Origin of the sequence: Sphingopyxis sp. (assembly GCF_035686825.1) — a bacterium.
Classification (GTDB): domain Bacteria; phylum Pseudomonadota; class Alphaproteobacteria; order Sphingomonadales; family Sphingomonadaceae; genus Sphingopyxis.
The window spans coordinates 697,298-716,841 of sequence record NZ_DASRYZ010000006.1 but is presented as its reverse complement, the minus strand read 5'-3'; the positions used below and the strand labels follow the sequence as shown (position 1 = coordinate 716,841).

Here is a 19,544-nt window from a genome sequence, read left to right as displayed (position 1 = left end):
CCGCCGTCGCGGGGGCGACGGGTTCTTCTCAATGCAGCACAAATCCCATGAAGGCGTGCACGCAGAGCGCGAATAAAGCGAGGCTGGCCAGCGCGAAGACAAGGAAGCGCCACATCACGCGATTGACCGTCACCTGGATCAGGCTGTGGACGATGCGCAGGGCCACATAGACCCACGCGATCTGCGTGTTGAGCCCGCCGCCCATGCCGCCGACCGCCAGCGCGATCGCGACGGCATAGAAGACCGTCGGCTGTTCCATCAGATGGTTGTAATTGTGCGCCTTCCACTGCACTTCGGGCGGCAGCACGTCGTCGAGCCCCTTGCCGGTGCCGCCGACCATCTTGGCCGCGTCGATCTTTGCGCGCTGCATCGCCGGGATGCGCGTCGCATACATCCACACCCACATGACCATCGACCAGAGCGCGAGCGTCGCGACCGGTCCCAATATAGCGTTGGTATCCATAGTTTCCCCCTCAACCCAAAGTGGCGATGACCGCAAGCAGCGCGAGCGCCAGCAGGCACAAGGTCGAAGCCGCAAAGATCGCAAAGCGCACCGGTATGCGGTTCACCGTCGCCTGCCAGAAGCTGTGCACGATACGCAGCGCGACATAGGCCCAGGCGATCCACACGATATAGGCGGGATAGCCGCCGACACCGTGCAGGATCAGGATGACGGCATAGAAGAGCGTCGGCTGTTCGAGCAGATGCGTGTAATTGTGCGATTTCCAGTTCGTGACGGGCGGCAATATGCCTTCGAGGTCGCCGCCACGGCCACCCGGCGGCGCCTTATTGAGATCGATACCCGATTTGGCGAGCGCGCGGAAACGCGTCACCGCGACCCAGACCAGCATGACGAGCGTCCACAGGATCAGCACCGCGCCCGGTGCGAGGATGTTCGGCGTCATATGGCTCCCCCTTTTGTCATGTCGCGGCGATGCTAGGCATGACGCGCCGATATGCAATTGCCAAAATCAGCCGTGCCGGGTCGCGAGTTCGTCGCGGATCGCCGTGCCGTCGCCGTCGACGCGCGGCGCGAAGCCGAGGTCGCGCGGCGGCATCGCACCATATTTCACCGGCGGCTGCATCTCGTGAAAGGCGCCGACATCGGGATGGGTGCGATGGCGGAAAAATCCGGTCGTGACCAGATGCGGGTCTTTCCTGACGTCCTGAAGGTCGCGCGCCGCCATCGCGGGGATGTCGTTGGCGGCGAACAGTTCCAGCCATTCGGCGCTGGTCTTTGCCGGCGTCTTGCGCGCGATTTCGCTATAGATGATCGGCATGTGCTGCCCTTTGGCCTTTGCCGCCTCATATTCGGGCGCCCTGAGCAGGTCGGCACTCCCCAGCAGGCCCAGCAGCCGCGCCGTCGATTCGGGAGTGTAGGGAACGATCGCGAGATAACCGTCGCGCGTCGGGAAAGGCTGGCGCGTCGGGTCGAGCTGGCGCGGATAGCCGGCGGGGCCGATCGGCGGGTCGAGCGTGTCGTCGCGCAGATGTTCGGTGAGCATGAAGGCGGCGAAGCATTCGAACATCGGCACTTCGACCTGCTGCCCATCGCCGGTTCTGAGCTTGTGGACGAGCGCCGCGAGGATCGCCTGCGCGCCGAACTGGCCGGCGATCTTGTCGGCGATCAGCGAGGGGAAGTAGCGCGGCGCCGGGTTGCCGTCGACGCGGGGAAGCAGGCTGGTGGTGCCTGTGGCCGCCTGAATGACGTCGTCATAGGCCTGGAGGTCGGCATAGGGCCCGTCCTGTCCGAAGCCGGTGCCGTGGACATAGATGATGTCGGGCTTGATCGCCTTGCAGCCCTCGTAATCGAAACCGAGCCGCGCGATCGCCTTGCCCCGCACATTGTGGAAGAAGACGTCGGCGCCCGCGATCAGGTCGCGCAGCACCGCCGCGTCTTCGGGTTTTTTGAGATCGAGTGCGATCGAGCGTTTGCCGCGGTTCACGGTGAGGTGGATCGACCCCATCGTCGGGTTGGGAACGCCGCTGCCCAGATAGCGCGATATGTCGCCCATGCCGGGCGTTTCCACCTTGATCACCTCGGCGCCGAGATCGGCGAGCATCTGTGTCGCATAGGGTCCGAAGATGACGGTCGTCAGATCGACGATGCGGATCCCCGACAGCATGGACATGGCTTCTCCTCTTCCTGGCGCGAGCAGGATAGAATGATTGCAAAGTAAAACGGAAGGGGCTTCCGCAATTTTCCTAAGCGGCAGATGTCGCCGCTTCGCCACTGCCATTTCCGGCAGCATAGGCCGCCGAAATCCGGCGATAGGATCGCGAGCCGAACGCCGCGAGCGTCAACAGCACGCCAAGGACGCCGGCGATCGTGAAGACGATCGCGATGCCGCGCTCGGGCCCGCGGCCGTACCAGTCGCCGATCGCGTCCGCTCCCCATCCGGTCGTCATCAGCGGGACGAAGACGAATTGGGTGAGCGGTGCGATCAGGAAGGCGGTGAGCGGCGAGGCCGCGAGTTCGACCGACTGGGCGAAACCGAAAACCCGGCCCTGCCGTTCGAACGGCACGACCTTTTGCAGCGTCGTCTGCTCGGCCGCTTCGGCATAGGGGCCGAGGAACATCCAGAGGAAACAGCCGGCCGCGAGCAGCGGAATCGACGATTGAATCGTGAAGACCGCGGCGACCAGCCATTCGACAAGGCACACGAAGAGCAGCGTGCGGATCGGGTTCGCGCCCAGCCCGGTCCGCGCGATCACGATGCCGCTGAGGATGAAGGCGCAGGATATGACCGCCCAGAGCAGGCCCCATTCCTCGACCTTCATCAGCGACAGGCCATAAGCGTCCATCAACGCCATGAACACGCCGCCGAGAAGATTGTTGAAGGACGAGAAGAGGATCAACGCGAAGAGCCCGGGAATGGCGAGCACGAGGCGAAAGGTGCCGGCGAGATCGATACGGCGCGTCTCGGCGTGGCCGTCCGCATCGCGTGGCTCGTCGACATGGACGACGAGCAGATGCGCTATCGCCACCAGCGAAAAGCCGATCGCAAAGATCAATGTTCCGGCCATGCCGCCCCACGCGACAAGGAAGCCGCTGATCGCCGAGGTGGTGAGAAAGCCGATCCCGCTGACCATGCCGACGAGCCCGTTCGCCTTGTCGCGCCGGTCTTCGGGCACGAGCAGGGTGACGAGCGTCGGCAGCGCGATCATGCGGATATTGCCGGCGATCACCGCCAGCATCGAAACGAGGATGAAGAGCCAGAGCGTCAGGCTCCGCGTTTCGGCGCTGCGGATGTCGGGATCGAGCAGAAAGCCACCGAGCGCGCCCGCGTAGAGAGCCAGCGAGGCGATGCTTGAGACCAGCATCATGTTGCGCTTGCCATGATGGTCGACGAGGCTGCCGAACCAGATGCCGAGCATCGCCGTCAGCACGAGATAGATGCCCGCGATCATCCCCGTCGCGAATACCGACTGGGTTTCGAGGAAGGTCCAGAAAGTCAGCGCGAACCACACCGTGAAATTGGTGATGTTGGCGATCAGGTTATTGGCGAGGAGATGATGGAAAGGCTGCATGGGCGGCGCAATCTAGCGCCCCCGCCCAAAAGCGAAAGGGCCGGTCGCATCGCTGCGCCGGCCCTTTTCTTTTTTCCGGTTTGCCGTCCGTCAGAACAGCTTGGTCACCGTCGCGCTGCGGCGTTCCTGTTCGACTTCGCCGGTGTAGAGGCTGACCATCGGTTCGTCGCTGACGACATGGGTCTCGTCGGCGCCGAAGCCGTTGAACTTGGTCCGCATCGCGCAGCCATAGGCGCCGAGCATGCCGATCTCGATGAAGTCGCCGGCCTTGATGTCGGCGGGCAGGAAGAAGGGGCCAGCCATATGGTCGAGATCGTCGCAGGTCGGGCCGTAGAAGCTGAACGGCACCATTTCGGCGTCGCTGCCCGCGTCGCGCTGCAGCGAGACGGGGAAACGCCAGCCGACATGCGCCGCGTCGAACAGCGCGCCATAGGCGCCGTCATTGATATAGAGCTCGTCGCCGCGGCGCTTTTCGACGCGGACGATCAGCGAGCTATATTCGGCCGACAGCGCGCGGCCGGGTTCGCACCAAAGTTCGGCCGAATAGCTGATCGGCAGACTTTCGAAGCTGCGGTGGATCGTCTCGAAATAAGCATCGAGCGGCGGCGGTTCCATGCCCGGATAGGACGACGGAAAGCCGCCCCCGACATCGATGATGTCGACGGTCACCGACGCCGCGACGATCGCGGCGCGGACGCGCTCCATCGCCTGCGCATAGGCGTGCGGCGTCATCGCCTGGCTGCCGACGTGGAAGCAGATGCCGAGCGCGTCGGCGGCCTGGCGCGTCGCCATCAGCAGTTCGGCAACCTCGTCGGGCTCGGCGCCGAACTTGGCGGCGAGGCTAAGCTTCGAATGATCCGACGAGACGCGAAGACGCACGAGCAGGTTCAGATCCTGCGCGCCCTCGGTCGCACGGACGATCTTTTCGAGCTCGTCGAGCGTGTCGAGCGAGAAGGTGCGCACGCCGTGCTTCCAATAGGCTTCGGAAATCGCTTCCTCAGCCTTTACCGGGTGCATGAAGCAGAGCGTCGCCTGCGGCAGCGTGCGGGCGACCAGCCGCACCTCGGCGATCGAGGCGACGTCATAATGGGTGACACCCGAATCCCACAGCACACGCAGCAGGTCGGGCGACGGATTCGCCTTGACCGCATACATGGTCGTGCCGGGAAATCGCTCGATGAAGAAACGCGCTGCGCGCCGCGCGGCGTGCGGGCGGACAAGCGTAACAGGTTCGATCGGCGAAAGTGCCTGAATCAGCCCGTGGGCGCTATGATGCTGGTGCAACTCAAGGGACCCCCAAAAATAACGTTAAACATCCAAGGCTGCCTTGCGGTTATTGGAAGTCCCCCTGGGGCAGCGGAGAGCGCATATATGGAGGGGGATCCCCCCTGTAAAGACCCTTTGGCGCAATTTTGTAACGCCAAGGCAACAGTCGGGGGCGAACCGGGGCCGGTCCGCGCCGAGCCGCGCAAATGCGAGACAAGGCGCCGGTGCCGCGCTAGGGACGGGCTCATCCCATTTCATCGAGTCACCCCGGCAGCGATCGGGATGACGAAAACAGGGCGAAGCTTTGATGGTCTCCCGCGCCGAAGTGAATCACACCTTCACCGATACCGAACTCGACGAACTGAAGGCATTCGGCACGACCGAGCCGCACAAGGCCGGCGACCTGCTGGTTGAGGAAGGGGCGATGGCGCCCGACTGCATCGTCACCCTTTCGGGTCACACCGACATCTTCGCGTCGACCGACGAGGGACGAAAGCGCGTCGGCTGGATGGAGCATGGGCAGTTCGCGGGCGACCTGTCGGTGCTAACCGGTCAGCGCCACCTGTCGCGCGTCGAAATGGGCGCCGACGGAGAGATCCTCCGCATCGCTCACGCCGATTTCCAGCGGCTGATCGCGGGCAACAGCCATTTTTCGGATATCTTCGTCCGCGTGCTGTCGGCGCGGCGCGAATTCAGCAAGCATCGCGGCTTTGCGGTCACGATCATCATCGGCGCGGCGATGGACCGCAGCGTCTATGCGATGCGCGACCTGCTGATGAAGCATGGCGTCGCGCATCGCTGGTTCGACCCCGCCGATGGCCCGGTGGCCGCGCATCTGCTCGCCGAGCGCGGGCTGACCGAGGAGCAATTGCCGGTGGCGATCCTCGGCGCGGCCGAACTGCTGGTCCAGCCGACGCCCGAGCAGCTCGCGGCAGGACTGGGCCTCGACCTGCTTCCCGATGGCGCGACGGCCGATGTCCTGGTCGTGGGAAGCGGGCCCGGCGGGCTGGCCGCGGCGGTCTATGCCGCGTCCGAAGGGCTGACGGTGATCGCACTCGATTCGCTCGCGCCCGGCGGGCAGGCGGGAACCTCGTCGAAAATCGAAAACTATCTCGGCTTTCCGACTGGCATTTCGGGCAACGAGCTGGCGCGCCGGGCGACGGTGCAGGCGCAGAAATTCGGTGCGCGGCTGGTGTCGCCGGTGCGCGCTGCCTCGATTAACCGCGATGGCGATGCCTATTGCCTGCACCTCGCCGACGGACGCAAGCTCAGGAGCCGCGCGGTGGTCGTCGCGAGCGGCGCGAAATATCAGAGCCTGCCGATCGACGGCATCGAAGCATATGAAGGTCGCGGCATCTATTATGGCGCGACGCCGATGGAGGCGCAGCTGTGCAGCGATGCCGAGGTGACGATCGTCGGGGCGGGCAATTCGGCGGGGCAGGGCGCGATCTATCTCGCGAGCGTCGCGAAGAAGGTCTATGTTATTTTCCGTCGGGGCAGCCTCCGCGAGACGATGTCCGAATATCTGGTCAAGCGGCTGGAGGAGCATCCGAATATCGAGATCATCGCGTCGACCGACGTCGTCGCACTACACGGCGAAGAACATCTGGCGGGGCTCACCTATCGTTGTCGCGAAACCGGGGACGAGGGGCATTGCGATTGCGGTTTCCTGTTCCTCTTCCTCGGCGCGAGCCCGAATACGAGCTGGCTGCCCAAGGAAATGGTGTGCGACGAGCGCGGCTTCGTGAAGACGGGCACCGACATCGCGCCGCTCGAGCTCGTCAAGGCGGGCTGGTCGCTCGACCGCATGCCAAGCCGGTTCGAGACGAGCTGGCCGCGCATCTATGCCGTCGGCGACGTCCGCAAGGGATCGGTGAAGCGCGTCGCCTCGTCGGTCGGCGAGGGATCGGTCGTGGTCAGCGACATCCATCAGGCGCTGGCGGAGATGGGTACGACGGAAAATTGAAAAGCCGTGTGCTCCCGCGAAGGCGGGAGTCCATCTTCGGTTGGTGCCAATTTGAGCCGGCAGGAGATGGGTCCCCGCCTTCGCGGGGACGCACGGTGTTCTAACTCAGCCGCGCCTTGAAATCCTCATAGCCGAATCCGCGGATCAGCCTCAGTTCGTCACTCTCGCTGTCCCACAGCCAGATCGACGGCAGCGGCACGCCGTTGAAGGTGTTCGTCTTGACCATCGAATAATGCGCCTGGTCGAGGAAGGCGAAGCGCTGGCCGATGCGCGCGCCGCCGGGGAGGCGATAGTCGCCGATCACGTCGCCCGCGAGGCACGAGGGGCCGCCGAGACGTGTCGGCATGCCCTCGCTGCCTTCGCCCAGCATCGCCGGGCGGTACGGCGCTTCGATCACGTCGGGCATGTGGCAGGTCGCCGAAATATCGGTGATGCCGATCGGCATGCCATTGTCGAACAGGTCGAGGATCTCGCCGACGAGGATGCCCGCGTCGAGCGCGATCGCCTCGCCGGGCTCGATCATCACGTCGCAGTCGGTCGCCGCGCGCACCTGCTTCAGGAAGGCGATCAGGTCGTCGACCTGATAGTCGGCGCGGGTGACATGGTGCCCGCCGCCGAAGTTGATCCATTTGAGCTGGCTGAAGAAGGGGCGCAGCATCGGCTGCACCGCGTCCCAGGTGCGCTGCAGCGGCGGGAAGTCCTGCTCGCACAGGCTGTGCATATGGACGCCGTCGACGCCCTCCATATGCTCGGGCAGCAATTGGCTGATCGGGAAGCCGAGGCGGCTGCACGGCGCGGCGGGATCATATTTCGCGACCTCGCCCTCGCTGTGCATCGGATTGATGCGCAGGCCGATGTCGAACGTCTCGCCCTTCGCGCGCAGTTCGTCGAGCAGCGGGCGGAAACGCGCGATCTGTCCCGGCGAATTGAAAATCAGATGGTCGGAGAGCGCCGCGATCTCGGGCAGGTCGGCTTCCTTGTAGCCGGCGCAATAGGTCGCGACTTCCCCGCCATATTCGCCGCGGCCGAGCTTGGCTTCGTAGAGGCCCGAGGCACACACGCCGTCGAGATAATCGGCAACCGTCGAACCGAGCGACCACATCGAGAAGGCCTTGAGCGCCGCGAGCACGCGGGCGCCCGACGCATCGCCGATATGGCGCAGCAGCGCGAGATTGGCGCGCACTTTCGCCGCATCGACGACGAAGGCGGGAGAGGGGACGCGGGTCAGGTCGAAGCGGGCAAAGGCTCCGGGATCGCCGGCACGGGTTTCCATGTCGCTGTATTTCCTATGAGACCGGGATCGGTCCCTTGAAGATGAAGAACGCCCCCGCCGCGATCAGACCGAAGCCGACGAGATGATTCAAGGTCAGCTTCTCACCGAGCCAGAAGACCGCGAACCCGGCGAATATGATCAGCGTGATCACTTCTTGCAAGGTCTTGAGTTCGGCGGCGCTGTAAACGCCATAGCCGATGCGGTTCGCCGGGATGACGAGGCAATATTCGAAGAAGGCAATGCCCCACGCGATCAGCACCGCGAGCCAGATGGGCCGCGACACCGCGCCGAGCTGGCCGTACCAGGCGAAGGTCATGAAGATGTTCGAAACGAACAGCAGGCCGATCGGCGCGAGCCAGGCAGTCATTTGAGATCCTTCGTCAGCGGCAGCACGTCGCGGAGCAGCGCGGCAAAGAAATGCCCCGGTTCCTCGACCATCGGCATATGCGCCGAATGTTCGAGCCAGACGAGCTTCTTCGAAGGCGCCTTGACCTGTCCGAACCAGTTGGCCGCCACCGGCGACGGCACGGTATAATCATGCCGCCCGAGCAGGAAGACGATCGGCACGTCCATCTTGCGCACCGAATTGAAGCTGACGTCGGCGAGCCGCGGCCAGAGCGTCGTCACCGAAAATGCGCTGCCCTTGCCCCAAGCCTGCACATCGGCGGGCGTATATTCGGGCGACAGGCGCGGGGTCTGGAAATAATATTTGAGGTCGGGCTTGTTATAGATCAGCGAGCCATAGGGGATCGCATATTTGCGCCAGCCGTCGGCCTTGGCGATCGTGAACTCGCCTTGCGGATAGGGCGCGAGCGCGTCGATCGCGGCGACCGCCTCCGTGTTGCCCGCCGCCAGCGCCTTGGCGCGCGTCCACGCCATACCCGCCTTTTCGCCTTCTCGAAAATCGATGCCTTGGCCGACGCCGACATAGGCATAGAGAAGATCGGGGCGCTTCACAGCGACCGACAGGCCGACGAACGAACCCCAGCTGTGCCCCATCAACACGACCTTGCGCTTGGCATAGCGTTTCTTGAGCAACTCGATCAGCTCGATGGCGTCGTCGCGATAACGTTCGGGCGTCATCCTCGGCGCGAGCGCCTCCGGGTCGTTCAGCGGATAGCTGCGCCCCGCGCCGCGCTGGTCGTACTGGACGACGGTGAATACATCTTCCCATGGCCGCTGGAAGGCCCAGGCGAAGGGCATCTCGACGGCACCAGGACCGCCGTGGACGAAGATCAGGATCGGATTGTCGCGGTCCGAGCCGCGGACGTTCACGACCTGCCGCGCGCCGCCGAGCGTGACCTCGAACGTCTCCTGCACGCCGTTCGGCGTCACGATCTTGCCGATATCGGCGACGATCGCGCGGGCGGGGGCGTAGGCGTCGTCGGATTGGGCGGCGACGGGGGTTGAAAGTGCAATCGCCGCGAGGATTGCGAAGGCCAATCTCATAGGATGTCTCTCAATTGTTCGGGCACAAAAAACCGTTCGCCCTGAGCTTGTCGAAGGGCCGTCCTGTCTTTGCAACATCGAAAGAAGAACGGCGCTTCGACAAGCTCAGCACGAACGGAGTTTTATCGTTGACGATGGCTCGGGATCGAACCGCGATCAGAAATCGAGCGGCGCGTCCAGTTCCTTCACTTGCCACGGCAGGCCGTGCTTGTTGAGCATGTCCATGAAAGGATCCGGATCCATCTGCTCCATGTTGAACACGCCGTCGCCGTTCCACGTGCCGGTGACCATCATCGCCGCGCCGATCATCGCGGGCACGCCGGTGGTATAGCTCACCGCCTGGTTGCCCGTTTCGGCAAACGCGTCCTCATGGTCGCAGATATTGTAGAGGTAGAGCGTCTTTTCCTTGCCGTCCTTGCCGAGGCCGGTCGCGATGACGCCGATGTTGGTCTTGCCCTTGGTCGTCTCGCCGAGGCTCGACGGTTCGGGGAGAACCGCTTTCAGGAACTGGAGCGGGACGATCTCGCGGCCTTCGTAGATCACCGGATCGATCCGCGTCATGCCGACATTCTGGAGCACGGTCAGATGCGTGATATAAGCCTCGCCGAAGGTCATCCAGAAGCGGATGCGCTGAATCTCGGGCAGGTGCGTTTTCAGGCTTTCGATTTCCTCATGATACATGAGGTACATCGTCTTCGGGCCGACGGCCTCGAAATCGAACTGCTGCTTCACCGACATCGGCGGGGTTTCGACCCAGTCGCCATTTTCCCAGTGGCGCGCGACCGCGGTCACTTCGCGGATGTTGATCTCGGGATTGAAGTTGGTCGCGAAATGCTGGCCATGGTCGCCGCCGTTGCAGTCGAGAATGTCGAGCGTGTCGATGCGGTCGAAATGATGCTTGCGCAGCCATGTCGTGAAGACGCTCGTCACCCCAGGGTCGAAACCCGAGCCGAGCAGCGCCATTAGCCCCGCCTCCTTGAAGCGGTCCTGATAGGCCCATTGCCAGTGATATTCGAACTTCGCCTCGTCGCGCGGTTCGTAATTCGCGGTGTCGAGATAATGCGCGCCGGTCGACAGGCACGCCTCCATGATCGTGAGGTCCTGATAGGGGAGCGCTAGGTTGACGACATGCGTCGCGCCGATCGAGCGGATCAGCGCCGCGGTCGCGTCGATATGATCGGCGTCGACCTCGGCGGTCTTGATCGTGACGCCCGTGCGTTCCTTCACTGACTCGGCGATCGCGTCGCATTTGAACTTGCGGCGGCTCGCGAGCGTGATGTCGGGAAAGATGTCGGGATTCATGGCCATCTTGTGCACCGCGACCGAACCGACGCCGCCTGCGCCGATCACCAATACCTTGCTCATGAAAAATCTCCTGCCCGCTATGCTGCGGCTTGTGTTGTATGCCGCGCCCTATAGGACGAAGCCATGACACAGCAAAGCCCCGATACCCTGATCGATCCGACACGTGCGCCCACGCTCGCAGGGGTCGAACGCGCGGCGGCGAAAGTCGCTGCATTGCTGCCGCAAACGCCGCTGTTGCCGCTGGAGATCGACGGCAGGACGGTCTGGTGCAAGGCCGAATGCCTCCAACCCGTCGGCGCGTTCAAGATCCGCGGCGCGTGGCACCGGCTGACCGACCTCAGCCCCGAGCAGGCCAATGAGGGCGTCGTCGGCGTGTCGAGCGGCAACCATGCGCAAGGCGTCGCCTGGGCGGCGAAGCGGCTGGGAATCAAGGCGACGATCGTGATGCCGAGCAACGCGCCCACGATGAAGCTCGCCGCGACGCGCAAGCTCGGCGCCGAGGTCGTGCTTTACGATCGCGTCACCGAATCGCGCGATGCGGTCGCCGCCAAGCTGCTCGCCGAGCGCGGCGGAACGCTCGTCCATGCCTATGGCGACCCGTGGATCATCGAGGGGCAGGGCAGCGCCGGGATCGAGGCGGCGGCGCAGATGAAGGCGCGCGGCATCGACGGTCCCGACAAGGTGATCGCCTGTTGCGGCGGCGGCGGCCTCTCGGCGGGGCTCGCGCTCGCCTTGCCCAATGCCGAGATCGTCGCGGTCGAGCCCGAGGGCTGGGACGATGTGACGCGTAGCCTTGCCGCGGGCAAAATCCTCTCGGTCGAGGATATGGCTTATCCGACCGAATGCGACGCGCTTCAGACGCCCGAAACCTGGCCGATCAATTTCGCGGTGCTGCAGGCGCGCAGCGTGAAGGGCGCCGTCGTGACGCGGAGCGAGGTGCGCGACGCGATGCGGCTGGCGTTCGAGAAATTGCACCTCGTCGTCGAGCCTGGCGGTGCGGCGGCGCTCGCGGCGGTGCTCGCCGGGAAGGTGTCGGTGACCGACGCGACACTCGTCACCCTGTCGGGCGGCAATGTCGACCCGCTGAAGTTCGCGGAGATCATCACCGAATAGGCCGGCGGAAACTTATCCGCCGGCATGCGTTGGGACGGGGAAGGAGAAGCAAGATGCAGAAAAGCGTGATTTTGGCGAGTGCCGCGGCGCTCGTGCTGCTGGCAGGCTGCGAAAAGGCGGAAGCGCCGGCGCCCGCGCCGACCGATACGACGACGACCGAGGTTCCGGTCGAAACCGCGCCGCCCGAAACCGCCGAAGCCAGTGATCCGGCCACCGCGCCGCATCGCTTCGCCAGCTGGGCGGGCAAGTGGACCGGGGTCGAGGGCATGTATGCGACGATCACCCCCGCCGAGCCCGGCAAATACAAGCTCGAGATGCAGTCGGACCTCGATACCAAGGGGACCTATGACGGCGAAGACAGCGAGCATGGCATTCGATTCAAGCGTGGCAGTGAGGATCTGAGCCTGCACCGCGGCAATGGCGACGAAACCGGCCTCAAATATCTCGCTGGCAAGAAGGAATGCCTGATCGTCAAGGAAGGCGAAGGATATTGCAGAGACTGATTTGAGGCCTTTCCGTCATTCCCGCCTACGCGGGAATGACGGATGGTTTTTTGACGCTGTCGCCGATTTGTCATCGAAACGACGCGGGAATCGCAACATAAGCTGCCATGCGCGGCCCCGGATCCACCTATCTCCGGGAGACCGTCACCCATGGCCAGCCAGCCCAATCGCAAGATCGCCGCCGCGGTCGTGCGCGAAGATGCCGAACAGAAGCAGCGCCTGCTCGACCGTGCATTCGCGCTCGCCTTCAAGGGCCTCGTTTATGCGCAGATATGGGAGGACCCGGTCGTCGACATGGAGGCGCTGGCGATCGAACCGGGCAACCGGATCGCGACGATCGCGAGCGGGGGTTGCAACGTCTTTTCCTATCTAACCGCCGATCCTGCCGAGATCGTCGCGGTCGACCTCAATACCGCGCATGTCGCCCTCAACCATCTGAAGCGCGTCGCGATCCAGCGGCTGCCCGATTATCTCAGCTTTCGCCGTTTCTTCGCCGATGCCGACAGCAGCGCGAACATCGCCGATTACCGCGCCTTTGTCCGCCCGCATCTCGACGAGACGAGCCGGCGTTATTGGGAGGGGCGCGATCTTGTCGGGCGCCGCCGGATCAACGGTTTTGCGCGCGGCGTTTACAAGCGCGGGCTGCTCGGCAACTTCATCGGCCTCGCGCATCTGGTCGCGCGGATACATCGCATTGACCCCCGGCAGTTTCTTGCGGCACGGACGGTCGAGGAGCAGCGCGCGATCTTCGAAGCGAAGTTCGCACCCTTCTTCGACCGGAAGTTCATTCGGTGGGTTACCGACCAACGCTCGTCGCTGTTCGGTCTCGGCATTCCGCCCGCGCAATATGACGCGCTCGCCGACGGCAAACCGATGGCCGACGTCCTGCGCGCGCGGCTCGAAAAGCTGGCGTGCGACTTCCCGCTCGATGAGAATTATTTCGCCTGGCAGGCGTTCGGCCGCGGTTATGGCAAAGGGGTGACGGTGCCGCTGCCGCCCTATCTGCAGGCGGCGAATTATGCGGCAGTGAAGGCGCGTGCCGAGCGCGTGACGATGCTTCATGCGAATATGACCGACATGCTCGCGGCCGCCGATGCGGCAAGCTTCGATCGCTATATTTTCCTCGACGCGCAGGACTGGATGAGCGACGCGCAGCTCGCGGCGCTGTGGACCGAGGTGACGCGTACGGCCCGGCCCGGCGCACGCGTGCTGTTCCGCACTGCGGCCGAGCCGACCTTGCTTCCCGGACGGCTTCCCGACGATTTGCTAAGTCGCTGGGCGTATCGCGAACAAGCGTCGCTCGACTATACGCGCCGCGACCGGTCGGCGATCTATGGCGGGGTCCATCTTTATGTTTTGAAGGACTGAGCCATGCGCCGGGGGGAGGGGCATGCCGCGCGGATGGACGGCGTTTATCGGGAGCAGCGTCATATCTATGACCTGACCCGCAAATATTATCTGCTCGGCCGCGACCGGTTGATCGACGAGCTGATGCCCCCGGTAGGTGGCCGGGTACTCGAAATCGGCTGCGGAACCGGGCGCAACCTGATCGCGGCCGCACGGTGCTGGCCGGGCGCGCGCTTTTACGGCGTAGATATCTCGGGCGAAATGCTGAAAACTGCGCGGGCCTCGATCGCGCGCGCGGGGCTCGCCAAAAGGATCAGGGTGGCAGAAGGCGACGCGACCGATTTCGACCCGAACGCGCTGTTTCGGGCCGACGGGTTCGACCGGATATTCCAGAGCTATACGCTGTCGATGATCCCCGACTGGCAGGGCGCGATGCGCGAAGCGACACGCCACTTGGCACCCTATGGCTCGCTTCACATCGTCGATTTCGGCCAGCAGGAGGAACTGCCCGCCTGGTGGCGCGGAGTGCTGCTCGGCTGGCTGGCGCGCTTTCATGTCGAGCCGCGGGCGATGCTGGTCGAGGCGGCGCGCGAAGTGGCGAACGATATCGGGGGGCGGATGTCGGTAACCCGGCTGTATCGCGGCTATACCTGGTCGGTCAGGATCGACAGGCGCCCGCACTAGATCGCATTTCTACGGGGCCGTCAGGATGCTGGACGCGTCGCGCTGAACGAGAAATCGACGTCGACCGCGGCGGCGATCGCGTCGGTCGCGGCCCATTCGCCCTGACCGACGCCGAAGGCGGTGCGGTCGATGCGCGCGGTCCCCGCGACGCGCGCCTTGTCGCCGTCGATGCGCAGCGTGAAGCGCACGGTCGCGGGCTTGCTGGCGCCGCGCAGGTCGAGCGTGCCGCGCGCTTCGTAGCGGTCGCCGCCCAGGTGGCGGACGTCGCGCGCGGTGAAGACCGCGTTCGGCCGTGCGGTGACGTTAAAGAAATCGCTGCCCTTCAGCGAATCGTCGCGCTGTCCGTCGCCCGTGTCGGCCGACGCAAGATCGACGGTCACGCGAATATTCGACTCGGCAAGGTGGTCGCGGCTGAAACGGATGGCGGCGCGCCAGCGGTCGAAGCTGCCGTTGACCGCTTCGCCGTTCCAGCGCGCGGTAAAGCCTAGGTGCCCGCTCGGCGCGACGGTCCAGTCGGCGAGCGGCTCGCCTGTGTCTTCGGGGGCCGCCTTGGCGACATCCTCCACGGGCGCCTCGGCATCCATGGCCACTGAAGCGGCGGGTGCAGCCGGTGGCGCGACGGGTTCGGCAGTCGGCACCGGCATCGTTTTCTCCACGACAGTCCGGCTCCGCTCGGGATAGATCGTCTGCCCCACGGCGAACGCGCCCGCGACAAGCGCCAGCGCGCCGATCGCGGCACCGACGGCCTTGCCGCGCGCGAAGGGGATCATGCGCTGAAGCTCGGGTTTGCCGAGCAGCCACTGATGGCGAAGCGCGCCGGCGATATGGAGCAGGAACAGCCCGATCGCGATCCATGCCATCGCGCCGTGGATGCTCTCGGCGGGCTCGTGCCAGCTGCGGCCGACGGGCAGGTGGGGCCATGGAACAATGCCGTAGAGCAAAGTCGGCACCTGCACGCGGGCCGTCGAAACGAGCAGCCAACCCGTGAGCGGGCCGAGAATCATCACCAGATAGAAGAGGCCATGGACGATGCCGGCGAGCGTGCGCGTCCACGCCGGACCATCGGATGCGGGCGGGCGCGGCAGGATGAACCGGACGGCCAGCCGCGCGAGGCTGAGCAGCAGGATCGTGATGCCGATCGACTTGTGGAGCTGGTATCGCGCGAAGAGTTCGGGGCTGTTGTTGCCTTCGAGCGCCCAGCCGAGCGCGATCTGGAAGGCCAGCAATAGCGCGATGAGCCAGTGCAGCGCGATGGCGGTGTAGCTATAACGCTGTGCTGGCATGAAAATCTTTCAACAAGGGGAGGTCGGATTCACTCTTCACCTTATCGGGGCGTATCGATCTTGTCGAAGGCAGTCGTGATAGTGCCGCCCGCAGCACGCGAAGTTCCTGCTTTTATATCAGAAGGCGAAGCAGTGATCCGGCAGCGAGGCCTGCTGCAATTGCCAGCACTGCAAGAAGGATCAGTCGAAACCAGAAATGCCGGCGCAGCCCACGGTCGAGTTGGCCCGCGACGAAAAAGTCCATGCCCGCTCCAATCGCGCTGGAGATAATCTCGCCGATCAATCCTCGAACCCGACGAACCGCACCGCGTCCTCGACGCTCTTGCGCTTCGACACCACCGCATTCGCCGGAAAGTCGCCGTCGGGCCAGCCCATCGCGACGCAGATCATGATGACCTGATCGTCGGGGATGCGCGCATGTTCGCGCACGACGGGGCTTTGCATGATGCCCTGGCTGTTGATCACGCAGCCGAGCCCGCGCGACCAGGCCGCGTTGACCAGCGCGTTGGTCACCGCGCCGCAGTCGAAGGGCGCGATGTCGCTGCCGAGCAGCACGCGGTCATAGGTGACGACGATACTGACGGGCGCATCGAACTGGCGAAAACCGCGCAGCACCCAGTCCTGACGCGCGTCCTTGTCCTCGCGCGCTATCCCCATCGCGCCGAACAATTGCTTCGCGATCTCGATCTGGCGCGCGCGGTGGTCGTCGGCAATGCCGTCGAAGCGGCGGAACTCGCGGCTGTCGGGCTTGCCGGCGAGGATGCCTTCGGTGTTGCCCCGGCGGATCGCAGCGAGCGGTTCGCCGGTGACAACCGAGAAGTTCCAGCACTGGTTGTTGAACGACGAGGGCGCGCGCATCGCGACCTCGAGGATTTCGCCGATCAGTGCTTTCGGAACGGGCTTGTCGAGGAAACCGCGGATCGAGCGGCGTCCGACGACGACCTCATCATAGCCGGGTGCGCCCGTCACGCTGCCGTCACGCCGCCTTCAGAAGCTGCAATTCGAGTCGGTCCCAGATTTCGACGAGCGCCTCGGTGAGCTCGCGCATCATCGCCTCATCATGCGCCGGACCCGGGGTGAAGCGCAGGCGTTCGGTACCGCGCGGGACGGTCGGGAAATTGATCGGCTGCACATAAACGCCATATTCGGCGAGCAATATGTCGCTGATCTTCTTCGCACGCACCGGGTCGCCGACCATCAGCGGGACGATATGTGTGGTCGAATCCATCACCGGCAGGCCCGCATCGCGAAAGCTCTGCTTGAGATAGGCGGCTGCTTCCTGCTGCGCCTCGCGTTCGACGCTCGACGATTTGAGGTGCCGCACGCTCGCGAGCACGCCCGCGACGAGTACCGGCGACAGGCTGGTGGTGAAGATGAAGCCGGGCGCATAGGAGCGGATCACGTCGATGATATTCTTCTCGGCGGCGATATAGCCGCCCATCACGCCGAACGCCTTGCCGAGCGTGCCTTCGATGATCGTGACGCGGTGCGCCGCTTCGTCGCGGTCGGTGATGCCGCCGCCGCGTGGGCCGTACATGCCGACGGCATGGACTTCGTCGCAATAGGTCAGCGCGTTATACTTCTCGGCAAGGTCGCAGATCGCGTGGATCGGGGCGACGTCGCCGTCCATCGAATAGACGCTTTCGAACGCGATCAGCTTCGCCGCCTCGGGATCGTCGGCGGCGAGCAGTTCCTCGAGATGCTCAAGGTCGTTGTGGCGCCAGACGCGCTTTTCGCAGCCCGAATTGCGGATGCCCGCGATCATCGAGGCGTGGTTGAGTTCGTCCGAATAGATGATGCAGTTCGGGAGCAGCTTGCCGAGCGTGCCGAGCGTCGCCTCGTTCGAAATATAGCCCGAGGTGAAGAGCAGCGCGCCATCCTTGCCGTGCAGGTCGGCAAGCTCGGCCTCGAGGTCGATGTGATAATGCGTGTTGCCGCCGATGTTGCGCGTGCCGCCCGATCCGGCGCCGACGTCGTGCAGCGCCTCTTCCATCGCGGCGACAACCTTCGGATGCTGGCCCATCGCGAGATAGTCGTTCGAGCACCAGACGGTGATCGGCTTCGGTCCGTTATGGCCGGCGAAGCAGCGCGCGTTCGGGAAAGCGCCCTTGTTGCGCAGGATATCGATGAAGACGCGGTAGCGCCCTTCTTCGTGCAGCCGGTCGATCGCGCGTGCGAAGATATCGTTGTAATTCACGTTTCAGCCCCGCAGTCAGGTGCCAGTCAAATTCTGGGTGCCGCTCCCCCGGCGGCTATTAACATGCGGGCCAATAACGCCGAAAAGCGTCGAAGGCCAGTGCGAACGATTCGCAGAACTGGGGCAAATTGTCCCACCGCGTCGTGACCTTGCCGGTTGCTGTGATCGATCGCACCCTGCATTCGATCCGGGGCGGCTAGTCGCGAGTCGAACGGAAACGGAAAGGAATGATTCCGCCATGCGTCTTGTCATTACCGCCATCGCGCCGATCGCCGCGGGACTTTGGATCTCGAATCCGGCACCCGCGCAGGCGCCGGCACCTTTCGATGGAAGCTGGATGCGCTGCGAAACCTATCAGGGCGCGGAAATCTGCGAGTATAAAATGCTCGCCCAGCGCGGCGACCGGCTATGCGGCGTCCAGCGCTATTTCGCGACCAACGCCTATTATGAACAGCGCTTTGTCGGCACGGTGAAAGCCAATGTCGCGCATATCGAGAAAATTTGCGGCGACCCGGGGTCGGAAACCGACACCTATTGCAGCGGGCGCGCGCCTTCGGGCGCGGCGAAGGTGGGCTGGCAGGCTATCGACCGGAAGCTGGGTCTGTGCGGCGGGCGGCTGGTCGAAGGTGGACGCGATTTCCACTCCTGCACCGGCGCGGGCCGGGACTTGGGGATGCCGCGTGCGGACGACCTGGGCGAGCAGGGCCCCGCGCCCGAGGATCGCGCCTGGCTGGCGTCGTGCGCCGGCGGTGCGGAATGAACTAGATCGTTTCGACCGATCCGATGCCATAGGGCGCGAGCGCGGTGCGCGGCGGGGGCGGGCGGTCGTCGCTGCGAGTGAAGACGGCAATGCCGGGCTGGGGCGTGTCGGGCCAAAGTTGACCTTGGGTGAGATGGGCGATGCGCCTTGCGATGCCCGCGGCGCCGTCGATCAGGCTGACGCCGGGCCCCGCGGCCGCCTGCAATTCGTCCTGAAGCAGCGGGAAATGCGTGCAGGCGAGGACGATGACGTCGATCGCATCGCCGCCTGGCTGATCGCGCAGACCGGCGATCGCACGCGCGATCACGTCGGGATCGACCGCCTCGCCGCGCAGCTTGGCTTCGGCGCCGGTGACGAGCCCGGGGCTGCCGTGGCGCAGCACGGTCTTTCCGTCGGCGAAGCGCGCGCTCAGATCGTCGACATAGGGCTGGCGAACCGTCGCTTCGGTGCCGAGCACGCCGATCACGCCGGTCTTCGTCATTTCGGCCGCGGGCTTGATCGCGGGCACGGTGCCGACGATCGGCAGGTCGAGCGCGGCGCGGACGTGGCCGAGCGCGATCGTCGAGGCGGTATTGCACGCGATGACGGCGAGCCGCGGCTGATACCGCTCGACGAGGCGGCCGAGCAGCGCCGGAACGCGCGCGGCGAGTTCCTCGTCGCTCTTCTTGCCATAGGGCAGCCCGGCATAATCGGCGGCGTAGACGATCGGCGCGGTCGGCAGCAGCGCGCGCGTCGGGCCGAGGACGGTGAGCCCGCCGAGGCCGCTATCGAAGAAAAGGAGGGGGGCGCTGGCGGGCGGGGACTGCATGTCCGTCGCCTAGCAGGCGGCGGTGAGAGGTCAATGCCCGTCGCCCCGGCTTCTCGGGG

The 19,544-nt window shown here is 64.7% G+C and carries 19 protein-coding genes; 6 read left to right on the top strand and 13 right to left on the bottom strand.

The annotated features are described in order from the left end of the window. Positions 1 to 28 precede the first annotated feature (28 nt). The 5 genes from VFG17_RS16930 to VFG17_RS16910 all read right to left on the bottom strand — a co-directional run bounded on the left by VFG17_RS16930 (position 29) and on the right by VFG17_RS16910 (position 4,815). A complete protein-coding gene (locus tag VFG17_RS16930; protein ID WP_325030531.1) occupies positions 29 to 463 on the bottom strand; it encodes an MAPEG family protein in 435 nt (144 codons plus the stop codon). A 10-nt stretch (positions 464 to 473) separates the two neighbouring features. Beyond that, a complete protein-coding gene (locus tag VFG17_RS16925) occupies positions 474 to 905 on the bottom strand; it encodes an MAPEG family protein (RefSeq protein WP_325030530.1) in 432 nt (143 codons plus the stop codon). 66 nt (positions 906 to 971) lie between these two features. Then, complete coding sequence (locus tag VFG17_RS16920) at positions 972 to 2,132, bottom strand: CoA transferase (RefSeq protein WP_325030529.1); 1,161 nt, start codon at positions 2,130 to 2,132, stop codon at positions 972 to 974. A gap of 73 nt (positions 2,133 to 2,205) precedes the next feature. Next, entirely contained in the window at positions 2,206 to 3,531 is a 1,326-nt protein-coding gene (locus VFG17_RS16915; RefSeq protein WP_325030528.1) for an MFS transporter, read from the bottom strand. A 90-nt stretch (positions 3,532 to 3,621) separates the two neighbouring features. Then, positions 3,622 to 4,815 (bottom strand): type III PLP-dependent enzyme, encoded by a 1,194-nt coding sequence (locus tag VFG17_RS16910; protein ID WP_325030527.1) that lies wholly within the window; start codon positions 4,813 to 4,815, stop codon positions 3,622 to 3,624. Between the two features lie 289 nt (positions 4,816 to 5,104). On the opposite strand from VFG17_RS16910, the gene VFG17_RS16905 reads away from it, so the two are divergent. Then, complete coding sequence (locus tag VFG17_RS16905; protein WP_325030526.1) at positions 5,105 to 6,763, top strand: FAD-dependent oxidoreductase; 1,659 nt, start codon at positions 5,105 to 5,107, stop codon at positions 6,761 to 6,763. A 100-nt stretch (positions 6,764 to 6,863) separates the two neighbouring features. Here the strand turns inward: VFG17_RS16905 and VFG17_RS16900 are convergent, their stop codons facing one another. From VFG17_RS16900 to VFG17_RS16885, 4 genes are all read right to left on the bottom strand, one after another. Then, positions 6,864 to 8,036: a carboxynorspermidine decarboxylase gene (locus tag VFG17_RS16900; RefSeq protein WP_325030525.1), complete on the bottom strand. Its 1,173-nt coding sequence runs from the start codon at positions 8,034 to 8,036 to the stop codon at positions 6,864 to 6,866. 13 nt (positions 8,037 to 8,049) lie between these two features. Beyond that, positions 8,050 to 8,403 (bottom strand): DMT family protein, encoded by a 354-nt coding sequence (locus tag VFG17_RS16895; RefSeq protein WP_325030524.1) that lies wholly within the window; start codon positions 8,401 to 8,403, stop codon positions 8,050 to 8,052. Beyond that, positions 8,400 to 9,485, bottom strand: coding sequence for an alpha/beta hydrolase (locus VFG17_RS16890; RefSeq protein WP_325030523.1), 1,086 nt, complete (start codon positions 9,483 to 9,485; stop codon positions 8,400 to 8,402). The genes VFG17_RS16895 and VFG17_RS16890 overlap by 4 nt, the downstream gene beginning before the upstream one ends. A 156-nt stretch (positions 9,486 to 9,641) precedes the next feature. Further along, positions 9,642 to 10,850 (bottom strand): saccharopine dehydrogenase family protein, encoded by a 1,209-nt coding sequence (locus tag VFG17_RS16885; RefSeq protein WP_325030522.1) that lies wholly within the window; start codon positions 10,848 to 10,850, stop codon positions 9,642 to 9,644. A gap of 63 nt (positions 10,851 to 10,913) precedes the next feature. Between VFG17_RS16885 and VFG17_RS16880 the strand changes: the two genes are divergently transcribed. The 4 genes from VFG17_RS16880 (at position 10,914) to VFG17_RS16865 (ending at position 14,437) form a co-directional block, all read left to right on the top strand. Next, entirely contained in the window at positions 10,914 to 11,903 is a 990-nt protein-coding gene (locus VFG17_RS16880; RefSeq protein WP_325030521.1) for a threonine ammonia-lyase, read from the top strand. A gap of 53 nt (positions 11,904 to 11,956) precedes the next feature. Then, complete coding sequence (locus VFG17_RS16875; protein ID WP_325030520.1) at positions 11,957 to 12,406, top strand: hypothetical protein; 450 nt, start codon at positions 11,957 to 11,959, stop codon at positions 12,404 to 12,406. 150 nt (positions 12,407 to 12,556) lie between these two features. Then, the gene (locus VFG17_RS16870; protein WP_325030519.1) at positions 12,557 to 13,774 is read left to right on the top strand and encodes a DUF3419 family protein; all 1,218 of its coding nucleotides are present in this window, start codon (positions 12,557 to 12,559) and stop codon (positions 13,772 to 13,774) included. Between the two features lie 3 nt (positions 13,775 to 13,777). Then, positions 13,778 to 14,437, top strand: coding sequence for a class I SAM-dependent methyltransferase (locus VFG17_RS16865; protein ID WP_325030518.1), 660 nt, complete (start codon positions 13,778 to 13,780; stop codon positions 14,435 to 14,437). A 20-nt stretch (positions 14,438 to 14,457) separates the two neighbouring features. Here the strand turns inward: VFG17_RS16865 and VFG17_RS16860 are convergent, their stop codons facing one another. The 3 genes from VFG17_RS16860 to hemA all read right to left on the bottom strand — a co-directional run bounded on the left by VFG17_RS16860 (position 14,458) and on the right by hemA (position 17,917). Further along, positions 14,458 to 15,720: a YceI family protein gene (locus VFG17_RS16860; RefSeq protein WP_325030517.1), complete on the bottom strand. Its 1,263-nt coding sequence runs from the start codon at positions 15,718 to 15,720 to the stop codon at positions 14,458 to 14,460. 279 nt (positions 15,721 to 15,999) lie between these two features. Continuing rightward, positions 16,000 to 16,689: a nitroreductase gene (locus tag VFG17_RS16855; protein WP_325030516.1), complete on the bottom strand. Its 690-nt coding sequence runs from the start codon at positions 16,687 to 16,689 to the stop codon at positions 16,000 to 16,002. A 7-nt stretch (positions 16,690 to 16,696) separates the two neighbouring features. Next, positions 16,697 to 17,917, bottom strand: coding sequence for a 5-aminolevulinate synthase (gene hemA, locus VFG17_RS16850; RefSeq protein WP_325030515.1), 1,221 nt, complete (start codon positions 17,915 to 17,917; stop codon positions 16,697 to 16,699). 238 nt (positions 17,918 to 18,155) lie between these two features. On the opposite strand from hemA, the gene VFG17_RS16845 reads away from it, so the two are divergent. Beyond that, on the top strand, positions 18,156 to 18,677 hold the full coding sequence (locus VFG17_RS16845) for a hypothetical protein (protein WP_325030514.1): 522 nt from the start codon (positions 18,156 to 18,158) through the stop codon (positions 18,675 to 18,677). A 1-nt stretch (position 18,678) separates the two neighbouring features. On the opposite strand, the gene murI is transcribed toward VFG17_RS16845, so the two are convergent. Then, positions 18,679 to 19,485, bottom strand: coding sequence for a glutamate racemase (murI, locus tag VFG17_RS16840; RefSeq protein ID WP_325030513.1), 807 nt, complete (start codon positions 19,483 to 19,485; stop codon positions 18,679 to 18,681). Positions 19,486 to 19,544 lie beyond the last annotated feature (59 nt).